21 protein-coding genes are annotated in these 24,506 nt (G+C 60.1%); 7 read left to right on the plus strand and 14 right to left on the minus strand.

The features are described from left to right. Positions 1 to 81 precede the first annotated feature (81 nt). The 3 genes from metF to ettA all read right to left on the minus strand — a co-directional run bounded on the left by metF (position 82) and on the right by ettA (position 3,801). The gene (gene metF, locus NYR50_RS09090; protein WP_418135702.1) at positions 82 to 975 is read right to left on the minus strand and encodes a methylenetetrahydrofolate reductase [NAD(P)H]; all 894 of its coding nucleotides are present in this window, start codon (positions 973 to 975) and stop codon (positions 82 to 84) included. Position 976: 1 nt separating this feature from the next. After that, positions 977 to 1,990 carry an ArsR/SmtB family transcription factor gene (locus NYR50_RS09095; protein ID WP_418135703.1) on the minus strand — a complete coding sequence of 338 codons (1,014 nt, stop codon included), beginning with the start codon at positions 1,988 to 1,990 and terminating at the stop codon, positions 977 to 979. 161 nt (positions 1,991 to 2,151) lie between these two features. Beyond that, the gene (gene ettA, locus NYR50_RS09100) at positions 2,152 to 3,801 is read right to left on the minus strand and encodes an energy-dependent translational throttle protein EttA (protein WP_080807832.1); all 1,650 of its coding nucleotides are present in this window, start codon (positions 3,799 to 3,801) and stop codon (positions 2,152 to 2,154) included. A gap of 147 nt (positions 3,802 to 3,948) precedes the next feature. Between ettA and NYR50_RS09105 the strand changes: the two genes are divergently transcribed. The 4 genes from NYR50_RS09105 (at position 3,949) to NYR50_RS09120 (ending at position 8,804) form a co-directional block, all read left to right on the plus strand. Further along, positions 3,949 to 4,899 (plus strand): alpha/beta fold hydrolase, encoded by a 951-nt coding sequence (locus tag NYR50_RS09105; protein WP_418137277.1) that lies wholly within the window; start codon positions 3,949 to 3,951, stop codon positions 4,897 to 4,899. A 101-nt stretch (positions 4,900 to 5,000) separates the two neighbouring features. Beyond that, entirely contained in the window at positions 5,001 to 6,203 is a 1,203-nt protein-coding gene (locus NYR50_RS09110; protein ID WP_418135704.1) for a CaiB/BaiF CoA transferase family protein, read from the plus strand. Beyond that, positions 6,200 to 7,852 carry a thiamine pyrophosphate-binding protein gene (locus tag NYR50_RS09115; RefSeq protein WP_418135705.1) on the plus strand — a complete coding sequence of 551 codons (1,653 nt, stop codon included), beginning with the start codon at positions 6,200 to 6,202 and terminating at the stop codon, positions 7,850 to 7,852. The genes NYR50_RS09110 and NYR50_RS09115 overlap by 4 nt, the downstream gene beginning before the upstream one ends. 187 nt (positions 7,853 to 8,039) lie before the next feature. Next, positions 8,040 to 8,804 (plus strand): HugZ family protein, encoded by a 765-nt coding sequence (locus NYR50_RS09120; protein WP_418135706.1) that lies wholly within the window; start codon positions 8,040 to 8,042, stop codon positions 8,802 to 8,804. 154 nt (positions 8,805 to 8,958) lie between these two features. Here NYR50_RS09120 and NYR50_RS09125 read toward each other — a convergent pair whose 3' ends face one another. The 3 genes from NYR50_RS09125 to NYR50_RS09135 all read right to left on the minus strand — a co-directional run bounded on the left by NYR50_RS09125 (position 8,959) and on the right by NYR50_RS09135 (position 10,617). Next, on the minus strand, positions 8,959 to 9,300 hold the full coding sequence (locus tag NYR50_RS09125) for a RidA family protein (RefSeq protein WP_006310481.1): 342 nt from the start codon (positions 9,298 to 9,300) through the stop codon (positions 8,959 to 8,961). Positions 9,301 to 9,347: 47 nt separating this feature from the next. Continuing rightward, entirely contained in the window at positions 9,348 to 9,686 is a 339-nt protein-coding gene (locus tag NYR50_RS09130; protein WP_080811858.1) for a TIGR01244 family sulfur transferase, read from the minus strand. Between the two features lie 97 nt (positions 9,687 to 9,783). Beyond that, positions 9,784 to 10,617: an aldose 1-epimerase family protein gene (locus NYR50_RS09135; RefSeq protein WP_418135707.1), complete on the minus strand. Its 834-nt coding sequence runs from the start codon at positions 10,615 to 10,617 to the stop codon at positions 9,784 to 9,786. Between the two features lie 155 nt (positions 10,618 to 10,772). Here NYR50_RS09135 and NYR50_RS09140 point away from each other — a divergent pair, with 155 nt between their 5' ends. Further along, positions 10,773 to 12,167, plus strand: a complete 1,395-nt coding sequence (locus tag NYR50_RS09140) for a L,D-transpeptidase family protein (protein WP_418135708.1) — start codon at positions 10,773 to 10,775, stop codon at positions 12,165 to 12,167. 67 nt (positions 12,168 to 12,234) lie between these two features. Here the strand turns inward: NYR50_RS09140 and NYR50_RS09145 are convergent, their stop codons facing one another. The 8 genes from NYR50_RS09145 to NYR50_RS09180 all read right to left on the minus strand — a co-directional run bounded on the left by NYR50_RS09145 (position 12,235) and on the right by NYR50_RS09180 (position 21,865). Then, positions 12,235 to 13,440, minus strand: a complete 1,206-nt coding sequence (locus tag NYR50_RS09145; RefSeq protein WP_418135709.1) for an MFS transporter — start codon at positions 13,438 to 13,440, stop codon at positions 12,235 to 12,237. A 46-nt stretch (positions 13,441 to 13,486) separates the two neighbouring features. After that, entirely contained in the window at positions 13,487 to 14,134 is a 648-nt protein-coding gene (locus NYR50_RS09150) for a TetR/AcrR family transcriptional regulator (protein ID WP_418135710.1), read from the minus strand. 144 nt (positions 14,135 to 14,278) lie between these two features. Continuing rightward, positions 14,279 to 14,995 carry a ParA family protein gene (locus NYR50_RS09155; RefSeq protein WP_230059523.1) on the minus strand — a complete coding sequence of 239 codons (717 nt, stop codon included), beginning with the start codon at positions 14,993 to 14,995 and terminating at the stop codon, positions 14,279 to 14,281. Positions 14,996 to 15,372: 377 nt separating this feature from the next. After that, complete coding sequence (locus tag NYR50_RS09160; protein ID WP_418135711.1) at positions 15,373 to 16,518, minus strand: iron-containing alcohol dehydrogenase; 1,146 nt, start codon at positions 16,516 to 16,518, stop codon at positions 15,373 to 15,375. Further along, entirely contained in the window at positions 16,515 to 17,903 is a 1,389-nt protein-coding gene (locus NYR50_RS09165; protein ID WP_418135712.1) for an aldehyde dehydrogenase family protein, read from the minus strand. Before NYR50_RS09165 ends, NYR50_RS09160 begins: the two co-directional genes overlap by 4 nt. A gap of 18 nt (positions 17,904 to 17,921) precedes the next feature. Continuing rightward, positions 17,922 to 19,289 carry a glutamine synthetase family protein gene (locus tag NYR50_RS09170; protein ID WP_418135713.1) on the minus strand — a complete coding sequence of 456 codons (1,368 nt, stop codon included), beginning with the start codon at positions 19,287 to 19,289 and terminating at the stop codon, positions 17,922 to 17,924. 63 nt (positions 19,290 to 19,352) lie between these two features. Further along, positions 19,353 to 20,867: an amino acid permease gene (locus NYR50_RS09175; protein WP_174008903.1), complete on the minus strand. Its 1,515-nt coding sequence runs from the start codon at positions 20,865 to 20,867 to the stop codon at positions 19,353 to 19,355. A gap of 224 nt (positions 20,868 to 21,091) precedes the next feature. Beyond that, positions 21,092 to 21,865, minus strand: coding sequence for an N-formylglutamate amidohydrolase (locus NYR50_RS09180; RefSeq protein ID WP_418135714.1), 774 nt, complete (start codon positions 21,863 to 21,865; stop codon positions 21,092 to 21,094). 171 nt (positions 21,866 to 22,036) lie between these two features. Between NYR50_RS09180 and NYR50_RS09185 the strand changes: the two genes are divergently transcribed. Together NYR50_RS09185 and NYR50_RS09190 are read left to right on the plus strand one after the other, a co-directional pair. After that, positions 22,037 to 22,915, plus strand: coding sequence for a MurR/RpiR family transcriptional regulator (locus NYR50_RS09185; protein WP_418135715.1), 879 nt, complete (start codon positions 22,037 to 22,039; stop codon positions 22,913 to 22,915). A 290-nt stretch (positions 22,916 to 23,205) separates the two neighbouring features. Then, complete coding sequence (locus NYR50_RS09190) at positions 23,206 to 24,312, plus strand: ABC transporter substrate-binding protein (protein ID WP_010972095.1); 1,107 nt, start codon at positions 23,206 to 23,208, stop codon at positions 24,310 to 24,312. Positions 24,313 to 24,506 lie beyond the last annotated feature (194 nt).

Consider the following 24,506-nt stretch of genomic DNA (forward strand, 5'->3'; position numbering starts at 1 on the left):
ACCGTAGATGACACGAATTTAAAAAGCGCAGGGCCTTAAGGGACCTGCGCTTTTTTCATGTCGGCAATCGGCTTTCCGGCGTCAGGCGGCGCTGCGGCGCAGGCGCTGCAGCCCGAGGTTTTCCAGCACCGCGTCGACCAGCGGAGCGCGGTTCATAGTGTAGAGGTGGAACTCGTTGAAGCCACGCCGTTGCAGATCGGCGATCTGCTCGGCCGCAACTTCAGCGGCCACGCGGGCGCGCCCTTCCAGATCCTCGTCATAGCCTTCAAAACGCTCATCCAGAAATCCGGGAACGCTGGTGCCGCAGCGGCCGGCGAAACGCTTGAGCTGGGTCAGGTTCTGGATCGGCATGATGCCCGGAACCACCGGAATGGTGATGCCCGCCACGGTGACGCGCTCCATGTAACGTTCAAACACATCATTATCGAAGAAGAACTGGGTCAGCGCCCGGGTCGCGCCATTATCGGCCTTGCGCTTCAGCATGTCGATATCGACCGTCTCGCTTGCGCTTTCAGGATGTTTTTCCGGATAGGCGGAAACGGAAATCTCGAAATCGCCAATCTCGCGCAGTCCCTTCACCAGTGCTGCGGCGTTCTCGTAACCTTCCGGATGCGGCTGGTAAGCCGTGCCGATGCCGGTGGAGGGATCGCCACGCAGCGCCACGAAATGGCGAACGCCGGCGCTGCGAAACTCTTCGATGACTTGATGGACGTCGTCACGGCTTGCGTCGACGCAGGTCAGATGCGCAGCGGTCGGCAGATGGCTGTCACCGATCATGCGGCGCACGGCATCCAGCGTCGGCGCCTTGGTGGAACCACCAGCGCCATAAGTGACGGACACGAAATCCGGATCCCACTTCTTCAGCTCGGCAACCGTTTCCCAGAGCTGGGCTTCCATCTCGGCGTTCTTCGGCGGGAAAAACTCGAAAGACAACCGGATATCGCCGTCACGGCGTGCGGTTTCAGACCTCAACATATCATGCCCTCCCGGAGCGAAGTAAAACCGCCTCTTGCACCATATCGTCTGCCATCAGCAGCCGCTGGTCGCGGGCAACCCATATCGTCACGTCCAGAGCCTCGTCGGACGCTTTTTCAGAATGAAGATCGACAGCGCGCTCCAGCGAAAGCCCGGCCTTTTTCATCCATTCTTCCATCAATGGATGCGAGAAGCCGAGCCGCACATGCGCATGTTCATCACGAAGATATTCGAAGGAATGCGGTGCAAGATCGATGACGATCAACCGCCCGCCCGGTCGCAGCATGCGCGCAGCTTCGGAAAGCGCAATTTCCGGCTGGTCGAGAAAATGCAGAACCTGATGGATGACGATCAGATCGAAATCCTGTCCCTCCAGCGGCAGGTTGAGAATATCGCCATGGCGCACGGATGCATTTCCCACGCCCGCCTTGTCCAGATTGGCGCGCGCCACAGAGAGCATGTCGCGGCTGGCATCCACGCCGATCGCGCGGCGGTAGATGCCGCTCAGAAGCTGGAGGATGCGGCCGGTGCCGGTGCCGAGATCAAGAAGCGAATCGATCGGCGTTGTGCCCACCAGCTTCAACAGCGCGCCTTCCACGGCCTCGTCGCTGACATGCAGGCGGCGCAGCTCGTCCCAGGCAGAGGCGTTACGGCTGAAATAATCCTGCGCCCGCTCCGCCCGCACCCGCTTGACGGTGGCGAGACGTTCGCTGTCACGCTGGAGAACGGCGTCAGACGGCGATGCGGCGCCAAGCAGCTGCCTGACGACAACGGCGGGCTCACCATCCTGCCGAAGCCGGAAATAGGCCCAGGCGCCTTCCTGATAACGCTCGATCAGCCCCTCTTCCGTCAAAAGCTTGAGATGGCGGGAGATGCGCGGCTGCGACTGGCCGAGAATTTCGGTAAGGTCAGTGACGGTCAGATCGCCGGCGGACAGAAGCGCCAGCAAACGGAAGCGCGTCGGCTCGCCCGCCGCCTTCAAGAGATCCACCAATTTGTCCAAACCGAACGCCACTTTGCCGCGCCTCGCACACTAATCAAGATATAAAGATATCTTTATGTCGATGTCGCGTTCGATGCAAGCGCAAAGTGCCATGCGCCGTCTTCAAGTCGAATTATTGCGCGAAAAAAGGCCCGCTTTGCGGCGGGCCTTTCCGAAGAGATGCGACAAGAGGATCAGCGCGTCAGGCGCTTGTAGCTCACGCGGCCGGGCTTGATGCTTTCCGGGCCGAGGCGGCGGACCTTGTCCTTTTCGTAGTCTTCGAAGTTGCCTTCGAACCATTCCACATGGCTGTCACCCTCGAAAGCAAGGATGTGGGTGGCCAGACGGTCGAGGAACATGCGGTCGTGGCTGATGATAACGGCGCAACCGGCGAAGGCCTCCAGCGCTTCTTCGAGCGCTGCCAGTGTTTCCGTATCAAGGTCGTTGGTCGGTTCGTCGAGCAGCAGAACGTTGCCGCCGGCCTTCAGCATCTTGGCGAGATGCACGCGGTTACGCTGACCGCCGGAGAGATTGCCGACCTTCTGCTGCTGGTCGCCGCCCTTGAAGTTAAAGGCGCCACAATAGGCGCGCGAGTTCACTTCGAACTTGCCGAGCTTGATGATGTCGTTGCCGCCGGAGATTTCCTCCCAGACGGTCTTGTCACCGGCGAGCGTATCGCGGCTCTGGTCGACGTAACCGAGGTGCACAGTTTCGCCAACGGTCACCGAACCGCTATCGGGCTGTTCCTGACCGGTGATCATGCGAAACAGCGTGGTCTTACCAGCACCGTTCGGGCCGATGACACCGACAATGCCGCCCGGAGGCAGCTTGAAGGTGAGGTTTTCGATCAGAACCCGATCGCCATAGGACTTGGTGAGGTTTTCCGCTTCGATAACGACACGGCCCAGACGCTCGGCAACCGGAATGACGATCTGCGCGTCGCCGGGACGACGGTTTTCAGCGGCTTCCACCAGCTCGTCATAAGCGCGGATACGCGCCTTGGACTTCGTCTGGCGAGCCTTGGGGCTGGAAGCGATCCATTCCTGTTCGCGGCTGATGGCCTTCTGGCGCGAGGCGTCTTCACGGGCTTCCTGCTGCATGCGCTTGGCTTTTGCCTGCAGATAGGCGGAATAGTTGCCTTCGTAAGGAATGCCGCGGCCACGGTCGAGTTCGAGAATCCAGCCGGTGACGTTGTCGAGGAAGTAGCGATCGTGGGTGATCATCATCACGGCGCCGGGATAGTCGCGCAGGTGCTTTTCGAGCCAGGCGATGGTTTCGGCGTCCAGATGGTTGGTCGGTTCGTCGAGCAGCAAGAGGTCAGGCTGCGAAAGCAAGAGCTTGCAAAGCGCCACACGGCGGCGCTCACCACCCGAAAGGCCTGTAACAGCCGAGTCGCCGGGCGGGCAACGCAGCGCATCCATGGCCATTTCGACCTGATTTTCCAGATCCCACAGGTTCTGGCTGTCGATCATGTCCTGGAGCTTTGCGCCCTCATCCGCCGTTTCGTCGGAATAGTTCATCATCAATTCGTTGTAGCGGTCAACGATTGCCGTCTTATGCGCCACGCCTTCCATGACGTTTTCCATCACGGTCTTGTTCTCGTCGAGCTTCGGCTCCTGCTCGAGATAACCAAGCGTTGCACCCTCGGCGAGCCAGGCTTCACCGGTATATTCCTTGTCGAGGCCGGCCATGATTTTGAGAACGGTCGACTTACCGGCGCCGTTCGGGCCGAGGATACCGATCTTGGCATCGGGATAGAAGGAGAGATGGACGTTCTCCAGAACCTTCTTCGCGCCATAGGACTTGTTCAGCCCAGCCATGTGATAGATGAATTGACGTGCCATTGTAGCGAATGCTCCACATCGGATTTTTAAGAGTACGTATCGGGAAATTTGCCGCTATGTAGGGTAAATAGGACCTTGGGGCAACCTCTGGCACGATTATGACCCCATGAATATGACAGGCTGCGTGATGAGGCGATGGGTGCGATGATGAATGAGACGACCGATAACTTCGCGTTCAGCCAGATCCAGAGGCTGGAAGCCCCTTCCGGCGCATCGATCGCCTTCCGCCATCAGCCTTCCGCTCTATCCCCCGCCCGTGGCGTGCTGATGATCTGCCACGGCCTTGTCGAGCACGCCGGCCGCTACCGCCGTTTTGCCGATGTCATGGCGAAACAGGGTTTCGAGGTCTATGCCCATGACCATCGCGGCCACGGCCGCACCAAAGCGGCGGATGCGCCTCTCGGCCGCTTCGCCTGGAAGGACGGCGCGGAAAAGGTCGTTGCCGACGTCATGGCGATGCGCGTGATGGTCGGGGAAAGACATCCCGGCCTGGCAACGATCCTGTTCGGCCATTCCATGGGTGGCCTCGTGGCGCTCAATACCGCCGTCAGCCACCCGGATGCCTTCGATGGCCTGTCGATCTGGAATTCCAATCTCAATCCGGGCGTGATGGGCCGCCTCGCACAGGTCGTGCTCCGGCTTGAAAAGATGCTGAAGGGATCGGACGTGCCGAGCGCCATCCTGCCGAAGGCGACCTTCCGCGCCTGGAATGCAAAAATGCCGGAAAAACGCACCCATGCCGACTGGCTGAGCCACGACAAGGCGGCGGTGGATGCCTATGTGGAGGATCCGCTCTGCCAGTTCGAGGCCAGCGTCTCCCTCTGGCAGGATGTCTTCGAACTCTCCTATCGCGCGCCAAAACTCATCGAGCGCCTGCCAAAGACCTTGCCGCTTCTCCTCGTCAGCGGCGATCAGGATGCCGCTACCAATGATGGTAGGGAGATCGTGTGGCTGGCCGAACGTTTCCGCCAGGCGGGCTTCAGCAATGTCGAACACACGATCTACAAGGGCATGCGGCACGAGACGCTGAACGAGATCGGCTGGCAGGCCGTGGCGGCGGATTTCGCCGCCTGGTGCGGCCGGGTCGTCAAAGACTGAGGGCGTCTTTGCCGAAACGGAATAAGTCCATGAGATAAAATCACATGCGGCGCGGCAAGCAGCGGTCTATAAACCGGCAAGCAGAAAATCCCGGGGGACAGATGACCGACATGCCGAACAGGAAACCGCCGCTCTCAGGCATTCGCGTCATTGAACTGGCGCGTGTTCTGGCCGGTCCCTGGGCGGGGCAGATGCTGGCCGACATGGGCGCTGACGTCATCAAGGTGGAAAACCCCGAAGGTGGCGACGATACCCGCGCATGGGGGCCGCCCTTCGTTGAAGGTGCTGATGGAGAAAACCTGTCCGCCGCCTATTACCACGCCACCAATCGTGGCAAACGCTCCATCGTCGCCGATCTGAAAACGCCCGAAGGCTGCGCGCTGGTGCGCCGGCTGGTCCGCACCGCCGATGTCGTGATCGAGAACTTCAAGCGCGGCGGGCTTGCCAAATATGGCCTCGATTACGAGAGCCTGAGGGTGCTCAATCCGAAGCTGATCTATTGCTCCATCACCGGTTTCGGCCAGACCGGGCCCTATGCCGATTTTGCCGGATACGACTATATCGTGCAGGGCATGTCCGGTTTCATGTCGATTACGGGCGAACCGGACGGCCAGCCGATGAAGGCCGGCGTGGCGGTTGCCGATATCTTTACCGGCATCTATTCCGTGTCAGCCATTCAGGCCGCCCTCATCCACGCCATGCGGTCAGGCGAAGGCCAGCACATCGACATGGCGCTTCTGGATGTGCAATCGGCCGTGCTCGCCAACCAGAACATGAATTATCTGATTTCCGGCAGGCCGCCCGTCCGGCTCGGCAATGCCCATCCGAATATTTCCCCCTATGAGGTGGTGCCGACGGCCGATGGGTTCCTGATCCTTGCGGTCGGCAATGACGGCCAGTTCCGCCGCCTCTGCAACATTCTCGGCATTGGCGCGATTGCCGATGACGAACGTTATGCAACGAACAAGGCCCGCGTAGCGCATAAGGTCGAAGTCCGGCAGATCGTTTCCACCGAAACGCTGAAATGGAACAAGCGCGATCTTCTGACCGCTTGCGAAACGAACGCCGTGCCGGCCGGGCCGATCAACTCCATCGAGGAGATGTTCGCCGATCCGCAGGTTCAGGCACGCGGCCTTCGCGTTGATCTCGAGGCGGAAGACGGCACCGTCATCCCCGGTGTGCGGACACCGATTATCATGTCACAGACGCCGCTGCGTTATGAGCGCCCGAGCCCGAAACTCGGCGAACATCAGGCGCAGGTGCTGGCCGAACTGGAAACTATCGAAAGGACCACGACGCCATGAAAAGAACAGGCGGGCAATTGATCGTCGAAGCGCTGAAGGCCAATGGCGTCTCCCGCGTTTCCTGCGTTCCGGGCGAAAGCTATCTGGCGGTGCTGGACGCGCTTTATGAAAGCGGCATCGAGACCGTGGTCTGCCGCCAGGAAGGTGGCGCTGCCATGATGGCTGACACCTGGGGCCGCCTGACCGGCGAACCAGGCATCTGCATGGTGACGCGCGGACCGGGCGCCACCAACGCCTCGGCCGGGCTGCACATTGCACGGCAGGATTCCATTCCGATGATCCTGTTCATCGGCCAGGTCCAGCGCGAAGCCCGCGAGCGCGAGGCATTCCAGGAAGTCGAATACCGCCGCGCCTTCACCGAATTCGCCAAATGGGTGGGCGAGATCGACGATGCCCGCCGCATCCCCGAATTCGTCACCCGCGCCTTTGCCGTCGCCACCTCCGGCCGCCCCGGCCCGGTGGTTCTGACGCTGCCCGAAGATATGCTGGTGGAAGAGGTCGAAGCGCCCGAGGCAAAGCCCTATATGCCGGTCGAAGCGCATCCCGGTCCTTCGCAGATGACGGCCTTCGCAAAAATGCTCGGCGAGGCGAAACGGCCGATTTTCATTATCGGCGGCACGCGCTGGTCCGAGGAAAGCGTCGCAGGCCTCCGGGCTTTCGCCGAAAAACACAAACTGCCCGTCGGCTGCTCCTTCCGACGCCAGATGCTGTTCGACCATTTGAGCCCCTCTTATGCTGGCGATGTCGGTATCGGCATCAACCCGGCGCTGGCGAAGGAGATCAAGGAATCCGATCTGGTGGTGCTGCTCGGCGGCCGCCTCTCGGAAATGCCGTCCTCCGGTTATACGCTCATCGACATCCCCTACCCGTCGCAGAAGCTGATTCATATTTATCCCGAAGCCGAAGAGCTCGGCCGCGTCTATCGCCCCGATCTGGCGATCTGTGCTGCACCGGAAGACTTCGTCGCCGCCCTCTCCTCGCTCACGCTTTCCGGCGACGCCTCATGGGCCGAGCGCACCGCCGCGATGCACGGGGCTTACCTCAACTGGTCGACGCCGCCGCAGACCGGCCCCGGCGCGGTGCACATGGGTCCGATCATGGACTGGATCGAGGCCAATGTGGCCGATGACGCCATCTTCACCAATGGCGCGGGCAACTATGCCACCTGGCTCCACCGCTTCCACCGTTTCCGCCGCTACAACACGCAATCGGCTCCGACGTCCGGTTCGATGGGCTACGGCCTGCCGGCGGCCGTCGCCGCCAAGCATCTGTTCCCGGAACGCGAAGTGGTCTGCTTTGCCGGTGACGGCTGTTTCATGATGCACGGGCAGGAATTCATCACCGCCGTGCGCTACGGCTTGGCCGTCATCACCGTGCTGGTCAACAATGGCACCTATGGCACCATTCGCATGCATCAGGAGCGGGAATATCCCGGCCGTGTCAGCGGCACCGATCTCGTCAATCCGGATTTCAACGCTTTTGCCAAGGCCTATGGCGGCCATGGCGAAACGGTGGAAAAGACCGAAGACTTCGCCGCCGCCTTCGAGCGGGCGCGTGCAAGCGGCAAACCCGCCATCATCGAGGTGAAGCTGGACCCGGAAGCAATCACGCCGACGCGCACGCTGACCCAGATCAGGACAAAAAGCTGACATGACGCATGGACATGCCTCCGGCATGGTGTAAAGCCTGACGCTCGCTGGACGTCATCCTCGGGCTTGTCCCGAGGATCCAACCACGTCGCGTTAAATCGATCGGTTGCAGATACTCGGGACAGGCCCGAGCATGACGTGGAGAGGTTTTACGCTTCTCTCAGCATCCACTAACTCAGGATACGACATGCCGGATGTTGCCCCTCCCGTCATCACCCCACGCGGCGCGAAGATCGAACCCTCGGCCGGCGCGCCTTTCGAGGCCGTGCGCGTCGCCCGCGATGTGCTGCATACATCCCGCACGGCAGCGCTCGCCACGCTCGACCCGCTCAGCGGTTATCCCTATACGACCGCCACCAATATCGGCATCGAGCCGGATGGCACGCCGTTCTTTTTCGCGGCCGGGCTGACATTGCATGCCCGCAACATGGAGGCAGACCCGCGCATCTCGCTGACGCTCGCGCCCTTCGGCAAGGGCGATGCGCTGACGCTGCCGCGGCTGACGCTGGTGGGGAAAGCGGAGCAGCTCAGCCCCGATGAGACGCAACTTGGCATCAGGCGCTACATTGCCCGTTATCCCAAAGCGAAGCTTTACCTCTCCCTTCCCGACACGAGGCTTTACCGACTGCGGACGGAAGGTGTGCAGATCAATGGCGGCCCGGCCCGCAATGCCAGCAATATTACGCCTGCCGATCTGCGCACCGATCTTTCCGGCGCAGAGGAACTGCTGGCTGTAGCGGAAAGCGAAGCGGCCCGCCTCAACGCCATCAAGGGCGAGGCGTCGCGGCTCGCCGTTCTCGCCGGCGCAAAGGCCGGCCGGTGGACGATCACTTCCATCGACCCTGACGGCATCGATCTCGCTTCGGCCAGCGATCTGGCCCGATTGTGGTTCGAAGAGCGGGTAGAAACCTTGAAGCAGTTTGAGAAGGCGCTCGCTCAGCTTTTGAAGTGAAGGGCTCAAGCGATTCACAAATCTGGGACAATCGCCTCTCTTCCGTCATGCTCGGGCCTGTCCCGAGCATGACGAAGCGACGTTTCGAGTTTGCCCATCAAAAAAGGCCGGGCCGCTTCCGCGACCCGGCCTTTCCCAAAAATCAAACCGTCGCTCAGAGAGCAGCGGTCACGATAAACTCAACCTTGTAGTCCGGCGTCGCCAGTGCTGCTTCGCTGGTGGCGCGGGCTGGCGGGTTTGCCGGGTCGATCCAGCCTTCCCAGACGGCGTTCATTTCGCCGAAGGTGGACATGTCGGAGAGGTAGATGATGGTCTGCAGGATCTTCGACTTGTCGGAACCGGCAGCGGCCAGCAGGCGGTCGACTTCAGCGAGAGCCGACTTGCTCTGTTCGGTCACACCAGTGCCTTCGCCAACCTGGCCGGCCAGATAAACGGTGTTGCCGTGAACGACGGCGCCGCTCATGCGCTTGCCCGGCTCGATACGCTTGATGGTCATGGAAAACTCCTGTTGATTGGCATTAAAAATCGAAGATGCGCGGAAAATCAGCCGCGCAGGTGATGTGTCTTTTCGTAGATTGCCGTCGAGCGCGCGCCGGAACGGCAATAGCCGAGCATCGGGCGCTGCAATTCGTCAAGCGCGTCCACCATGCCGGTAACGGCATCGGCGTCGACGCCGTAACGACCGACAGGCACATGCATGATGGTAAGCCCGAGCTGCTCTGCACGCTCGGCGATGTCGGCGAAAAGCGGCTGGCCGTCTTCTTCGCCGTCGGGGCGGTGGCAGACGATCGACTTGAAGCCGAGTGCCTTGACCTCATCCAGATCGGCGACGCTGATCTGACCCGTTACGGAATATTCGTCGTCTATGCGCCTGATATCCATTTTCATGCCTCCGCTGGCCGTCACCCTTGAAATCCGCATCCGATGTAAGCGGTCAAAACCCCTGCGTCAATGACGGGACATCTTCATTCGGTACGGCTCAGAGGATGGAAAAGCGCAGGCCGAAGGAACGGCTTTCGCCCGGTTGGAGAATATTGAACTCGCCGGCCGCCTCCAGCTCGCTGCGCCCCACCCAGCGATGCGAAACCGGTTCGATGCCAAGCACATTGGCCGGCTCCTGCTGGTTGCGCCACATCTGCAGATAGGGCAAGGTCTCGGTGCGAAAACCGACGGTCAGCGTCTTGCCGCCGATGGCCGCGATCGGGCCCAGCTTCAATTCCGCCCACTCGTTCTTGCCGGCGGAGACGCAGAAAACGTTGCCCGGCTCCTCGCCAAACCGCCAGCCGTGGCCGCCACCATCCAGCATCGCGCCTTCAAGCCGCACGGCATCGTCAAACAGGCGCGCGCCGATGTTCATGTGATACATCAGGAACACCGGGATTGGCCGGTCCGATGTATTGACGACCCTGTCATCGAGGCTGACTTCGCCGCTTTCGCCATCGATACGCCATGTCCGCTCCAGAATTGCTGTACCACCATCGGCAAGCTTCACGGGAACCTCAACGCGCGCCAGCGCATTGGTCTCATGAACATCGAAGGCGATGATGGTCGCGGGATGCGAGGAGAAGGAGCCATGCAACGGATACCGGCGCCCCTCAACGTCTCCCTCGATCGGCTCGGGATGGCGGATATGATCAGGGCCGCAGGTGAACAGAAAACCTTCGAGCGAATGATCGATGCGCGCATCGCCATCGTCGGGAATGGCGCGGCCGGGCGCGATATCGATTCCATCGACGATACAGGCGCCGATATCGAAAACGGAGGTTTCATCGAGGAAAATGCGTGGCGATCTGCCGGCCTGAAACGAACGCAAGACAACCTCCCTATGGCAGTAAAAACGCAGAAATCACAGAAACGCTACTAACTGTAAGGAAAATTAAGATTGCATTAACCGCGAATTCACCTTTTTCACAATAGGGTCAAGATTAGCGTGTGTTTATCGGTGACGAAGCAAGGGATAGCAGTATCGTGAAACATTTTCTTAACGCCGCTCTGGGTCTGACGGTCGCGCTGGCGTCGGTTTTCGCGCCGCTACAGGCGGGCGCGCAGCAGCGTTATGGCGACCAACAGCAAACCATGCTGGTTACACCGGATGGTCGTGTTCTCGATTTCATGCCCGAGCGTGGCGATATCGTCATCAGCCGTGACACGATGGGCCGCACGGTATTTTACGACCGCTACGGCAATCTGCTGGCCACCGAAATGCCCTCCGGCTATCAGCAGCGCCAGCAGGCGCGCCAGCAGCAGGACACCACCTATTATCCGCCCGCCCCCGGCGGCCAGTACCGCGAGCCGCAGCGCGACTATGGCTATCAGGACAATGGAAGCGTGCGCGATTATCGCGAATATCGCGGCGACGGCACAGACGATAACGTCTATACCGGCTCCGTTCCCGCCCCCGGCGCGGTTGAAAGCGGGCCACTTGGCCAGCCGATGCCGGACGAAAGCACCACGGCCGCCGTTCCGCAGCCGGAGCACCTGATCGAACGCCACACACCGGTGACCACGCCGGTCAACCGTTCGCGCCAGGAAATCGTCGCGCTCCAGACCTTCCTCGACCGCGAGGGCATTTCGCCCGGCGTCATCGACGGCAAGATGGGTGACAACGTCAACAAGGCGATTGCCGCCTGGCAGGACATGACCGGCGAAAAGCTCGACCCGAACAATTCCGACGATATTCTGGAACGCCTGCGCGCTTCCGGTGGCATGCCGATCGTGGATTATACGATTACCGCCGCCGATGCCGCTGGCCCCTATGTCGCGTCAATTCCGGACGACTACGCCGAAAAATCCCAGCTGCCGGCGCTCTCCTTCACGTCGACGACGGAAGCGCTGGCCGAGCGGTTCCACATGGATGAAAACTACCTGAAAGAGCTGAATCCGGGTATTGACTTCTCCATCCCCGGCACCATCATCAAGGTCGTTAATCCAGGCGAGGCGAAAAAGGGACAGGTTGCCCGCATCGTTGCCCATAAGGGCATAAAACAGGTCTTCGCTTACGATCAGGGCGGTAATCTCATTGCCGCATACCCCGCCACTATCGGCTCCACCGACACCCCCTCGCCGAGCGGCACGCATACCGTGGAGCGCATCGCGCTCAATCCGGGCTACACCTACAATCCGAAGATCAACTTCAAGCAGGGCCAGAACGACAAGATCCTGCAAATTCCGCCGGGCCCGAATGGCCCCGTTGGCACGGTCTGGATCGCCCTGTCGAAGCCGACCTACGGCATTCACGGCACCCCGGAACCGTCCAAGATCGGCAAGACCAACAGCCACGGCTGTATCCGCCTGACCAACTGGGACGCGACCGAACTGGCGAAAATGGTCCGCCCCGGTGTCGTGGTCGAATTCGCCGAATAAAGCGACGGCAGGAAAAAAAGAAAGCCCGGCGGATTATGGTCCGCCGGGCTTTTTCGTTGATGGCGCTTTATGCCCGCTTTTCCGTCAGGAAATACAGGAGCGCCGCTACCGGCAAGGCGAAACCAATCCACGAGGCGGCTGGCCATTCGCCGACCGCATAGGCCCAGCCACCCACGGCGGAACCTATCGCACCGCCCATGAAAAACGTGGCCATGTAAATTCCGTTCAGGCGACTGCGGAATTCCGCTCCAAGCGTGAAGATCGCCCGCTGGCCGAGCACCAGATTGGTGGTGACGCCGAAATCCAGAACGATTGCCGCGACGACCAGAATGGCGAGCGCCAGATGCGAACCTTCAGGCGCCAGATGCGTGACGGCGAAAGAGAGCGCCACCGACACCAGCGCAAAGAGCGTGGCCACACGGGTCCAGCCACGATCGGCCATCCGCCCGGCAATTGGTGCGGCCACGGTGCCGGCCGCGCCCGCCAGTGCGAAGAGCGCGATCTCACCTTGGCTGAGATTGAAATGCGGCCCGCTCAGATAAAGCGGCGTCGTCGTCCAGAACAGGCTGAAGGCGGCAAAGAGGAAAGCGTGGTAGATCGCCCGCCGCCGCAGGATCGGAGTATGCAAGGCAAGCCTGCCCATCGAGGCCATCAACGCGCTGTAGCTCAGCCGCGCTTCGGGCATACGGACGGGCAGAAGTCGGAAAAGCACCACGGCAAGAAGCGCCATGACCGCTGCGGACGTCAGAAAGACGCCGCGCCAGGAAACCACTTCCGATAGCAGGCTGGAGACCGGCCGCGCCAGCATGATGCCGGCCATCAGCCCGCTCATGACATTGCCGACCACCCGCCCCCGAATGGCGTGCGGCGCCATATGCGCAGCATAGGGAACGATGACCTGTACCGCCACGGAACTGACGCCAACCAGGAAGGCGGCGATCAGGAACGGCGCCGCATGCGGCGCAAACGCAGCAGCGACGAGCGACAACACCGCCATCGAGACCGAACTGACCACCAGCTTGCGGTTTTCGACGAGATCACCGAGGGGCACGACGAACAGCAGACCGATACCATAGCCGATCTGCGTCAGCGTCACGATCAGGCCAGTCGCGCCTGCGGAAAGACCAAGTTCCGCCCCGATGATGCCGGCAAGCGGCTGGCCATAATAAAGATTGGCTGCAATCAGCCCGCAGGCTGTCGCCAGCAAAAAGGTCAGAGCCGGGGAAATGGATGTTGCCTCAACATCCTCCCCTTCAATTACACGCGTCGTCATCATTTTCTCCAATATGGAAACAAATGTTTCCTAAATATTCACAAAATTACGCGGCAAGCTTCATGGCGATATCCACCACGGCAACCATGTCTTTCAGGCTGCGCCCGGTTTTTCCCACCACGCGCATGCCGTACATCATGCACAGCATCGCCCGGGCGAGATCATCCGGGTCGGCATTCGACTGCACTGAACCATCCTTCTGCCCTTCGGTGATGATACGGGCGACGATCCGTTCCCTCGCCTTCACCGCCCGCTCGACCACGACGGCAATGTCGTCGTCCAGGGCAGCCAGATCGGCAGCGGCACCCACCACCAGACACCCGTCCGAGCCCACACCGCCATGGGATCGTTCGGCATAAAACATCAGCCCGGCTCTCAGACGTTCATAACCGGTCTCGAAACCGGCCACTGCCGCTTCGAAACGTTCGGTCTGCACGATCCTGTAGCGTTCCATCGTGGCGATGAAGATGGCTTTCTTATCCTTGAAGGCCTTGTAGAGACTGCCCTGCGCCAACTCCATCGCATCGGTGAGATTACCGACCGAGGTGGCGTGATATCCGCGCCGGGAAAAGACACGGATCGCGCCGTCAAGCGCACGATCGAGATCGAACTCGCGTGGCCGGCCGCGATGGCGCTGCTCTCGGGAATGAGTTTGGGTCGTATTGGTCATGACCGCAATATAGGAAACGATCATTTCCAAATCAAGCGAAAAACGCGTGCCATGAGGAGGCGATGGGAAGCGCCTCATAACGACGCCTCTCCTCAGCAATTTGTGGGGTGCCAATTTCATCCAACCGCGGCAACGTCGCTGCAACCAGCCGGAAATCGCAAGGTGGGGTCAGGCAGCCTTGCGCGTCACGAGACGTGCTAGGTGCGCAACGCGCCTCGGAAGTCTTTTCGGCAGGAGGTTGATGACTTCTTCGGCAAAGGCCGTCGCGTTTTCGACCGCCTTGTCGATATTGCTGACCTTCTTACAGTCCAGACAGAGGAGTGTGCCGCCATAGTCGAAAATATCGCGATAGGCCGCCCGCTCGACAATCGCCGTATTGAGCACGGAGACGTTCTTTTCCGCCAGCAGCATCTTGACGAGCAGCAGCGAACGCGTCGCCACCATGGCGTTGACCCGCGTCAGCACGATGGAATGGGCGATCTCCTTGCCCATCCTGCGGTTCAGGAATTCGATGTGATCGAGCACTTCGGCAGCGCCCCGCGCATCCATGGCAGAGCCCTGAACGGGGATCAGAACATGATCGGAGATACCGAGCGCCATGGTCAGAAGCGGCGTTTTCGCACCCGGCAGGTCGATGATGAAACAGTCGGTATTGGCCTTGTTCTCGCGAATATGGCCCTCGAGCGAGGCCATCGTCACATGCGAAATAACCGAGAGGTTTTCGATCTCACCGGAGAGTTCATGCCAGCGGGAAATCCACAATTGCGGATCGGCATCCAGAACCGTCACGCGATGGCCGCTGCGGGCCAGTTCGGTTGCCAGAAGCAGCACGGCCGTGGTTTTCCCGGCCCCGCCCTTGGTATTGGCAAAAGTGATGACTGACATGATGCCCCCTGTTGGTCAGAGCCATTTCATGCTCATTCACGCACCGACGCCTTCATGGTGCTTTCCACAATCTTAACGAACAGGGTTAATAAAACACTAAGAACCGTGAAGCGGCGCAACAAAAAGCCCGCGATGGGGTCATCGCGGGCTTCATGGATTGGAGGTCGTATCCTGGCTCGGTCCGGCAAGACGTTGCCACTCGCTTCTTCTCCCCGCCGGGGAGAAGGTGGCCCGAAGGGTCGGATGAGGGGGCAACGTTGCCGGATTTCGGAGAGCTTGCCCCCTCATCCCGCTGCCGCGGACTTCTCCCCCACGGGGAGAAGAAACAGGCGGCCCCCTCTCAACCTCTCACAAAACTGACGAATAAAGGTAGCTCCTTAAAAGCAATCCTCGAACAACTTCCTCGTATTTTCCAGAGTCATCGGCACCGGATTACCACCGCAGCTCGGATCCTTGATCGCTTCTGCCGCAAGCTCGTCGATACGATCCGGCTTGATGCCCATGGCGGTCAGGTTTTCCGGCACGCCGAGTTCCCTGCGAAGATCCAGCACGTAGTCATAAAAACCGTCAAAACCGCCGGAAATGCCGAGATAGGCGGCCGCACGCGCGATCTTGTCTTCGATAGCGGGACGGTTGAAACGCAGCACCGCCGGCATGACGACGGCATTGGTCATGCCGTGATGGGTGTTGTAGACAGCACCGATCGGGTGCGAGAGCGAGTGAATGGCGCCGAGTCCCTTCTGGAAGGCAACCGCCCCCATCGCCGCCGCCGCCATCATATTGGTGCGGGCTTCAATATCCGTGCCATCCTTATAGGCGCGCGGCAGGAACTCCTTGACGAGCCGCAGCCCTTCCAGCGCGACGCCGGCGCTCATCGGATGGAAGAACGGCGACGAATAGGCTTCGAGGCAATGGGCAAAGGCATCCATGCCGGTGCCCGCCGTGATGACCTTCGGCATGCCGACCGTCAGTTCCGGATCGCAGATGACGACCCCAGGCAAAAGCTTCGGATGGAAGATGATCTTCTTCACATGCGTCTGCGAATTGGTGATGACGCTGGCGCGACCGACTTCCGAACCGGTGCCCGCCGTCGTCGGAACGGCGACGATGGGCGCGATCTTCGAGGCGTCCGCCCGTGTCCACCAGTCGCCGATATCCTCGAAATCCCAGACCGGGCGCGTCTGCCCGGCCATGAAGGCGATCATCTTGCCAAGATCGAGGCCCGAGCCGCCGCCAAAGGCGACGACGCCGTCATGACCGCCATCGCGGTAAGCTTTTACGCCGGCTTCCATGTTGATTTCGTTGGGGTTCGGATCAACCTCGGCGAAGATCGCCCGCCCAAGACCCGCCTCTTCCAGCACATCCAGCGCGTGCGCGGTGATCGCCATATTAGCAAGGCCACGATCCGTGACGAGCAGCGGCTTCTTGATACCGAGCGTTTTGCAGGCTTCCGCCAGTTCCTTGATCCGGCCACGGCCAAGCTTGACGGCGGTGGGGTAGCTCCAGTTGGCGACGATATTCATTTCGTGACTTTCTTCAGATGGTAGGATTTCGGGCGGGTCAGATTCTGGAAACCGAGGACGGAGAGCGAACCGCCACGGCCGGTTTCCTTGACGCCGGTCCAGCAAAGCGCAGGATCGAGATAATCGGCACGGTTCATGAAGACGGTACCGGTTTCGATTTCGCGGCCGATCCGGGCAGCCCGCGCCGCATCCTGCGTCCACAGCGAAGCCGTGAGGCCATATTTGCTGTCATTCATCAGGGCGATGGCTTCGTCGTCATTTTTGACCTTCATGATGCCGATAGCAGGGCCGAAAGTCTCTTCAGTCATGAATTCCATGGAATGATCGACATTGACGAGGATCTGCGGCGCGACATAGGCACTCTCGCCATCGTCGGCCGGGAAAAGCTTCTGATCGACCAGTGCCTTGGCGCCCTTCGAAACCGCGTCCGCAATCTGCGTCCGCACCACCTTGGCGAAACGCTTGTTGGCCATCGGCCCGAGCGTCGTTTCCTGTTCCAGCGGATTACCGAGCTTGTAGTTCGAAACCCACGCCACCGACTTCTCTACGAATTCGTCATAGAGGTTTTCATTGACGTAGATGCGCTCGATACCGCAGCAGCATTGCCCGGAATTATAAGTGCCGCCGTCCATCAGCGTGTCGACGGCGGCGTCGAGATCGGCATCCTCCATCACGTAACCGGGGTCCTTACCGCCAAGCTCAAGCCCGAGGCCGGTGAAGGTGCCGGCAGCCGCGCGCTCGATGGCACGGCCGCCCTCCACCGAACCGGTGAAGTTGACGAAGTTGAAAAGGCCTTCGGAAATCAGCGCCGAGGTCGTGGCGTGATCGAGGAAGACGTTGATGAAGACATCCTCCGGCACGCCAGCCTCGACAAAGGCCCGCACCATGCGCTCGCCCACCAGCAGCGTCTGCGCCGCGTGCTTGATGACTACCGTATTCCCAGCCATCAGGGCAGGCGCGACGGTGTTGATCGCCGTCATGTAGGGATAATTCCACGGCGCGATGACAAAAACCACGCCATGCGCCTCGCGCTCGATACGGCGTTCGAAATTGCCGCTTTCTTCGATGACGAGTGGAGCCAGCGCATCGGCGGCAATCGAGGCGACATAATTGGAGCGCTCGTTGAATCCCCTAAACTCGCCGCCATAACGAACCGGACGGCCCATCATATGCGCCAGTTCCGGCACGACTTCCGCCACCATTTCATTGAGGCGTGCGACACCCTTCAGAACCAGTTGAACGCGGTCCTCTAGCGGACGTCGAGCCCAGTCCTTTTGCGCCTTGCGCGCTTTAGAAACGGCGGCCCGCGCCGCCTCCAGCGACATCGCCTCCCGCTCGGCATAAACCGAGCCATCGATGGGCGAGATATTCTGGATCATGGTCATGATGTTTTCCCGTAATGATTAGGCCCGTTCGAAACCGCGCGCCACTTCCCAGTCGGTCACGCGGCGGTCGTATTCTTCCTGCTCCCACCGTCCGGCATGGACGTAATGATCGATCACATCGTCGCCAAAGGCGTTGCGCAACATTTTCGATCCGTCCAGAAAAGCAGTGGCGTCGCGCAATGTCTTGGGTATCTCGCGCACGCCATTGCCGCCATAGGCATCACCGACAAAAGCGGGCTCAAGTTCGAGTTTATTTTCGATGCCGTCAATGCCCGCCGCAAGAAGAGCAGCCATGGCGAGATAGGGATTGAGATCGGACCCGCCGACACGGCATTCGATGCGGATGCCTTTGGTGCCTTCGCCGCACAGGCGATATCCCGCCGTGCGGTTGTCGAGGCTCCAGATCGCCTTGGTGGGCGCAAACGTGCCGGCCATGAAGCGCTTGTAGGAATTGATATAGGGCGCCAGAAAATAGGTGATCTCGCTGGCATGGGCGAGAAGCCCGGCAACATAATGCCGCATCAACTCCGACATGCCATGCTGGGCGTCCTTGTCCAGAAACGCCGGGGTCTTGCCGTCGAGGCTCCACAGCGACTGGTGAATATGCGAGGAACTGCCAGCGGCGTTGTAGTTCCACTTGGCAAGGAAGGTCACCGCCTTGCCCTTCGACCAGGCGATCTCCTTGGTCGCATTCTTGATGATGGCGTGCCGGTCGGCCATGGTCAGCGCCTCGGCATAACGCACATTGATTTCCGCCTGGCCGGGAGAGGCCTCGCCCTTGGAATTCTCGACCGGAATTCCCGCACCCTGCAGACCCTTGCGTAGCGCCCGCATGACGTCCTCTTCCTTGGTCGTCTGGAAGATGTGGTAATCCTCGTTATAGCCGCTGGCGAGGTTCAAATCCTTATAGCCGCTGGCGCGGGCTGCGTTGAAGGTCTGGTCGAACAGAAAGAATTCCAGTTCGGTCGCCATAAAGGCCTTCAGCCCCATGGCCTCCAGCCGCGCCACCTGCTTTTTCAAAAGCGCGCGCGGCGAGTGCGGCACTTCTTCATGGGTATGGTGATCAAGCACGTCGCAGAGGACAAGCGCCGTACCTTCCAGCCACGGCACGCGCCGCAGCGTCGAAAGGTCGGGTTTCAGCACATAATCGCCATACCCCTTTTCCCAACTGGATGATTTGTAGCCGGGAACGGTTTCCATCTCCATGTCGGTCGCAAGCACATAGTTGCAGCTATGGGTTTCCTCATAGGCGCTTTCGACGAAGAATTCGGCCTGGAACCGCTTGCCCATCAGACGCCCCTGCATGTCGACAAGGCAGGCCAGAACCGTGTCGATGCGCCCTTCGGCGACATCCATCTTAAGCGCGTCGAATGTATAGCTCGTCATTTTGTCCGTTCCCTTTAATGTGGCGACCGGGCGGCCGCATGCGGCCGCCCGTTTGTTTGAGTATCAGGCCTTTGCAGCCGCCGCTGCCATGGCAGCCTGCTTGTGCTCCAGCGCGAATTCCTCTTCCGGCGACAGGATGAGGCGATGGCGTCCGATGAAGGCGAAATAGGCGATCGCCACGGCAAACCAGACAGCTACCCACAGCACGCCCTTGCTGAAGTTCGGATCCTGGATCTGGTAAAGCAGCGTGACGATGGCGATGACGATCGTCAGCACCGCACCCGGAATACCGAAGGGCGACCGGAACGGCCGCTCGATATGCGGCAGGTTCTTCCGAAGCAGGATGAAGGAAATCGCCTGCAGGATATAGGAGAACATCGCACCGAACACGGCCATGTTCAGAAGCACGCTGCCGATGATGCTGCCGCCCTGTTCCGCGCCCAGTGCGAACCAGATGACCAGCATGACCGCAAGACCAACGAGAGCGCCGGCGATATTGGCCACGAAGGGAGTGCGATATTTCGAGTGGGTGATGGAAAGTACGGTCGGGAAGTACCCGGCCCGCGACAGCGAATAGATCTGCCGGCCCTGCGCATAAAGGATCGTATGGAAGCTGGCGATCAGGCCGGTGAGCGCGACGATGCCAAGCAGCACCACGCCGCCATCGCCGTAGATCGCCTTGAAGCCATCCAGCAGCGGCTCAAGCGAAGAGCTGAGATGGAAGGCGCCAACGCCCGGCAGGGACGGATTGAGCAAGACGATCATGAAGGCCGAGACCATCAGCGTGATGACGCCGAGGATGATGCCCTTCGGCATATCGCGCTTCGGATCGACCGATTCTTCGGCCGCCAGCGGCAATTGTTCGATGGCGAGGAACAGCCAGACCGCGAAAGGCAGCGTGGCGAGAACGCCCGAAAAACCGAAGGGGAAGAACGAACCGCCGCCCTCCGGCAGCTCGACCGCCTTGCCATCAGGACCGACGCCGATGTTCAGCGCATAACGGGAGAAATCCATGTTCGGAATGGCGCTGATCCAGAAGAACACCAGAACGCCGAGCGAAATCAGCGTGATGACCAGTGTCACCTTGAAGGAAAGTTCCAGCCCGAAAACATTGAGCGCCAGAAAGATCACATAGAACCCTATCCACACGAAGGGTGAATAGGCTGGATCAAGCCCCAGAATGGAGTTCATATAGGCCGTGATGAAGGTCACGATGACCGCCGGCGTCAGTACATATTCGACATTCTCACAAAGGCCGGTGACGAAGCCGCCCCACGGCCCCATCGCCGTGCGGGCGAAGGAATAGGCCGCGCCGGTATGCGGCAGGGCCGGGCTCATTTCCGCGATCGAAAATGTCAGCCCGAGATACATGACGGCGATGATGATGCCCGCCACCAGCATGCCGCCCCAGCCGCCGGTGGAGAATCCGAAATTCCATCCGGAAAAATGCCCTGATATAACCGCCCCGACGCCAAGCGCCCAAAGCGACCACACCCCCGCATAACGGGAAAGCCCGCGTTTTTCGAAATAGGATGCATCAGCCTTCTTGTAGCTGACGCCCGATGATGAACTGTCCATGCCCTTCTCTCCTGATAAGAAAAAAACAAGCCAGTCAGCCATTATTGGCCGATTGTGCCCCAGTTTTCAGCGTTACGCGGGTGCTCCCCGCGCTCTGCCGCACGCACTGCTGTTCCCTTGCCGTTTCGCGTCTTCCCGGCTTCTCTGGCCGGCTTTGTTGAATGACGGCAGTCTCCTTTTGAAGCCGGCCCCGGCGTTTTCACCATCGACCGGCCCTTGCTCCCTCACTCTTCAATCGATGAGAGCGCCTTCCCCATAAGTTCGTGGAGGAAACCGGCAATGGTCGCCTGTTCCCCTTCATTGGTGATGAGATCGTTGCGGATTTCGATCATGACATTCAAAAGACCGTCCGGCAGCGCATGCAGCCGGAGCGTATGCGTCACACCGTCTTCCGGCCCGTAAGGATCGTTGCGCCTGACCGTCAGCGAGGCGCCTTCGGCACTCGCCAGCATCGCGTCCGCCAGGCGGCTGTCGCTATCGTGCAAAATGCCGATTTCAACCTCGCGGAACCGGCCGTGATAAACCGGCGTGAAACTGTGGATGGTCACCACCACCGCCTTGCGGCCGGCGGCCTGCCGCTCCGTGATGATCTCGCTCACCCGGTCATGAAACGGCACGTAAAGCGCTGACGTGCGCGCGAAACGTTCCGCTTCGTCGAGATCGAAATTGCCGGGAATATCGTAAATCTCGCTCTTCACCGGCATCGCGGACGGCGATTCGGGCGGGCGGTTGCAATCATAGACCAGACGCGAAAACCGCTGATAGACGAGCGTGGCGTCGAATTTTTCAGATAGCAGACGGGCAACGGCAAGAGCACCCGGGTCCCAGGCCGCATGGCTTGAAAGCACATCCGCCGAAAGACACAATGTGCCGTATTTCTGCGGAATGGTGGCGGAGGCATGTTCGCAGACGAGAAGAACATCGCCCTTCGCCGTCGCATTCTCGACGCCGACGGCCTGCCCCTCCGCTTCTGTAAAAAACCGTGAACGCACCGTCATGCACGACCCCGCCCGGAACCCGCTATCCCGCCAATGACGAAAAGAATTCTTCACATTATTGCGAGTGTCAAATGGAATTTGAAATTTTCTCTTCATTTTTCCATTGACTCGATGGCTGGCGCAGATGTTTATTTTAGCCATGCACCGGCAGAAGACCGGAAGGGGAAAAGTTTGCGCAGCACGACGGCCACCGTCTCGGATGTCATCCATGCCCATTACGACGCACTGACCCGTTCGGAAAAACGGCTGGCGGAAAGCCTGCTCGGCAACTACCCGGTTTCGGGCCTCGGCAGCATCACCACCATCGCCGAAAATGCCGGCGTTTCGACGCCGACGGTGGCGCGCATGGTGCAGAAGCTCGGTTATAAGGGCTATCCGGAATTCCAGGCGCATCTGCATCAGGAGCTGGAGGCGACGATCTCAGGCCCGGTCGCCAAACACGACCGCTGGGCGACCAATGCCCCGGGGCTGCACATTCTCAACCGCTTCGCCGACGCCATCACCGGCAATCTGCGCGATACGCTTGGTGATCTCGACACCGCCGCCTTCGACAATGCGGCAAGGCTGCTCTCGGACCGCAAGCGCAGCATCTATTTCGTCGGCGGGCGCATCACCGGTGCGATTGCCGAATATTTCTTCACCCACATGCAGGTGATTCGGCCGAAAACGACGCTGATGTCGTCCAATTCCAGCGCCTGGCCGCAATATATGCTGAACATGAGCGCAGGCGACGTGCTGGTCATTTTCGACATCCGCCGTTACGAGCACGACATGACGACGCTGGCCGAGGTGGCCAAGGCAAACGGCGTGCAGATCATCCTCTTCACCGACCAATGGACATCGCCGGTGGCCCGCCATGCGCTGCACACCTTCCGGGTCCGGATCGAGGCTCCCTCGGCATGGGACTCCTCCGTCGTCACCCTGTTCGTGGTCGAAGCCCTGATCGAAGCGGTGCAGAACGGCACCTGGGATGAAACCAAGGAACGCATGAACGCACTCGAGGGGCTGTTCGAACAGACACGGCTGTTCCGCAGGCCGGAAAGAACATGAAACTATCTAGCCGGCAACTTACTTGACGCGGATGCCGCACGCTGATTGGATACCTGTAATCGCTACCAGCACGATAAAACAGGATAATAGACCAAGCTGGGGAACATATCTGGACAATCGGACAACGAGGGGAATCTCCCGCAATTGCAGGCACAAAAGCCTGATAATGGCGGAAAACGAGTGTAAAGTGGCGGAATCCGGATAAATAAATTGCAATCCAGCCGTCACATTAGCTTCATTGAGACTCCGTATCAGCGTCCGCAATATGAGAACACGAAGAGGAGAAAAAAGTGATCTCTCACTGCCGCCGACTGCTTGCTACGACCACCGCACTGGTCATCGCCTCCACCGCGATTGCCGCCGCTGAACCGAGCGCTGAACTGATCGCTGCCGCCAAGAAGGAAGGCATGCTGACCACCGTCGCGCTGCCGCACGACTGGTGCGGTTATGGCGACGTGATCGCCGCGTTCAAGGCAAAATATCCGGAAATCACCGTCAACGAACTGAACCCCGACGCCGGCTCTGCGGATGAAGTGGAAGCGGTCAAGGCGAACAAGGACAATAAGGGCCCGCAGGCTCCTGACGTTGTCGACGTCGGTCTCGCCTTCGGCCCGCAGATGAAGGCCGAAGGCCTGCTGCAGCCCTACAAGGTCTCCACCTGGGCCGAAATCCCTGACAACGTCAAGGACGCCGACGGTTACTGGTACGGCGACTATTACGGCGTCATGTCGATGTTCGTGAACAAGGACCTCGTCAAGAACGTGCCGAAGGATTGGGCCGACCTGCTGAAGCCGGAATATTCCGGTCAGGTAGCGCTCGCTGGCGACCCGCGCGCCTCCAACCAGGCGATCCTCGGCGTTCTCGCCGCCGGGCTTTCCACCGGCGCAAAGTCCGGCAAGGAAGCCGGTGAAGCTGGCCTGAAGTATTTCGCCGACCTCAACAAGGCTGGTAACTTCCTTCCGGTCATCGGCAAGGCTGGCACGCTGGCACAGGGCGCAACCCCGATCATCGTCGCCTGGGACTACAACGCCCTCTCCTGGAAGAAAACGCTGAACGACAACCCGCCGACCGAAGTCGTCGTGCCTGAAAAGGGTGTTCTCGCCGGCGTTTACGTTCAGGGCATTTCCGCCTACGCACCGCATCCGAACGCTGCAAAGCTCTGGATGGAGCATCTCTATTCGGACGACGGTCAGCTCGGCTGGCTGAAGGGCTATTGCCACCCGATCCGCTTCAACGCCATGGTCAAGGCCGGCAAGGTTCCGCAGGAACTGATCGACAGCCTGCCGCCGGCAGCAGCCTATGAAAAGGCGATCTTCCCGACACTCGAGGAAGTTGATGCCAACAAGGCTGCCGTCACCGGCGGCTGGGACAAAGTCGTCGGCGCAAACGTGAAGTAAACTGCTGAAAACGCACCCCGGCCAATCGAAAGCCGGGGTGCTTCTTTAAAAGCATTTCCAGTAAAAGTGCGTCGCGGTTTTACGTCCGGAAAATGCGCAAGACAAAAATCGAGCGCGCGTCCGACATTTCCGTTTTAACCGGATGTGCTCGAGAAAGACCTTTAGAGACAGACCGTTTCGAAAACGGCGTTTGG

The organism is Agrobacterium sp. El2ro-1b (assembly GCF_048298475.1).
Classification (GTDB): domain Bacteria; phylum Pseudomonadota; class Alphaproteobacteria; order Rhizobiales; family Rhizobiaceae; genus Agrobacterium; species Agrobacterium fabrum.

What these genes read in the sequence shown, in the direction of transcription:
- metF (WP_418135702.1), bottom strand. Translation starts at nt 975, where the DNA reads ATGTTGAGGTCTGAAACCGCACGCCGTGACGGCGATATCCGGTTGTCT.
- ettA (WP_080807832.1), bottom strand. Translation starts at nt 3,801, where the DNA reads ATGGCACGTCAATTCATCTATCACATGGCTGGGCTGAACAAGTCCTAT.
- NYR50_RS09105 (WP_418137277.1), top strand. Translation starts at nt 3,949, where the DNA reads ATGAATGAGACGACCGATAACTTCGCGTTCAGCCAGATCCAGAGGCTG.
- NYR50_RS09110 (WP_418135704.1), top strand. Translation starts at nt 5,001, where the DNA reads ATGACCGACATGCCGAACAGGAAACCGCCGCTCTCAGGCATTCGCGTC.
- NYR50_RS09115 (WP_418135705.1), top strand. Translation starts at nt 6,200, where the DNA reads ATGAAAAGAACAGGCGGGCAATTGATCGTCGAAGCGCTGAAGGCCAAT.
- NYR50_RS09120 (WP_418135706.1), top strand. Translation starts at nt 8,040, where the DNA reads ATGCCGGATGTTGCCCCTCCCGTCATCACCCCACGCGGCGCGAAGATC.
- NYR50_RS09125 (WP_006310481.1), bottom strand. Translation starts at nt 9,300, where the DNA reads ATGACCATCAAGCGTATCGAGCCGGGCAAGCGCATGAGCGGCGCCGTC.
- NYR50_RS09130 (WP_080811858.1), bottom strand. Translation starts at nt 9,686, where the DNA reads ATGGATATCAGGCGCATAGACGACGAATATTCCGTAACGGGTCAGATC.
- NYR50_RS09145 (WP_418135709.1), bottom strand. Translation starts at nt 13,440, where the DNA reads ATGACGACGCGTGTAATTGAAGGGGAGGATGTTGAGGCAACATCCATT.
- NYR50_RS09150 (WP_418135710.1), bottom strand. Translation starts at nt 14,134, where the DNA reads ATGATCGTTTCCTATATTGCGGTCATGACCAATACGACCCAAACTCAT.
- NYR50_RS09155 (WP_230059523.1), bottom strand. Translation starts at nt 14,995, where the DNA reads ATGTCAGTCATCACTTTTGCCAATACCAAGGGCGGGGCCGGGAAAACC.
- NYR50_RS09160 (WP_418135711.1), bottom strand. Translation starts at nt 16,518, where the DNA reads ATGAATATCGTCGCCAACTGGAGCTACCCCACCGCCGTCAAGCTTGGC.
- NYR50_RS09165 (WP_418135712.1), bottom strand. Translation starts at nt 17,903, where the DNA reads ATGACCATGATCCAGAATATCTCGCCCATCGATGGCTCGGTTTATGCC.
- NYR50_RS09170 (WP_418135713.1), bottom strand. Translation starts at nt 19,289, where the DNA reads ATGACGAGCTATACATTCGACGCGCTTAAGATGGATGTCGCCGAAGGG.
- NYR50_RS09175 (WP_174008903.1), bottom strand. Translation starts at nt 20,867, where the DNA reads ATGGACAGTTCATCATCGGGCGTCAGCTACAAGAAGGCTGATGCATCC.
- NYR50_RS09180 (WP_418135714.1), bottom strand. Translation starts at nt 21,865, where the DNA reads ATGACGGTGCGTTCACGGTTTTTTACAGAAGCGGAGGGGCAGGCCGTC.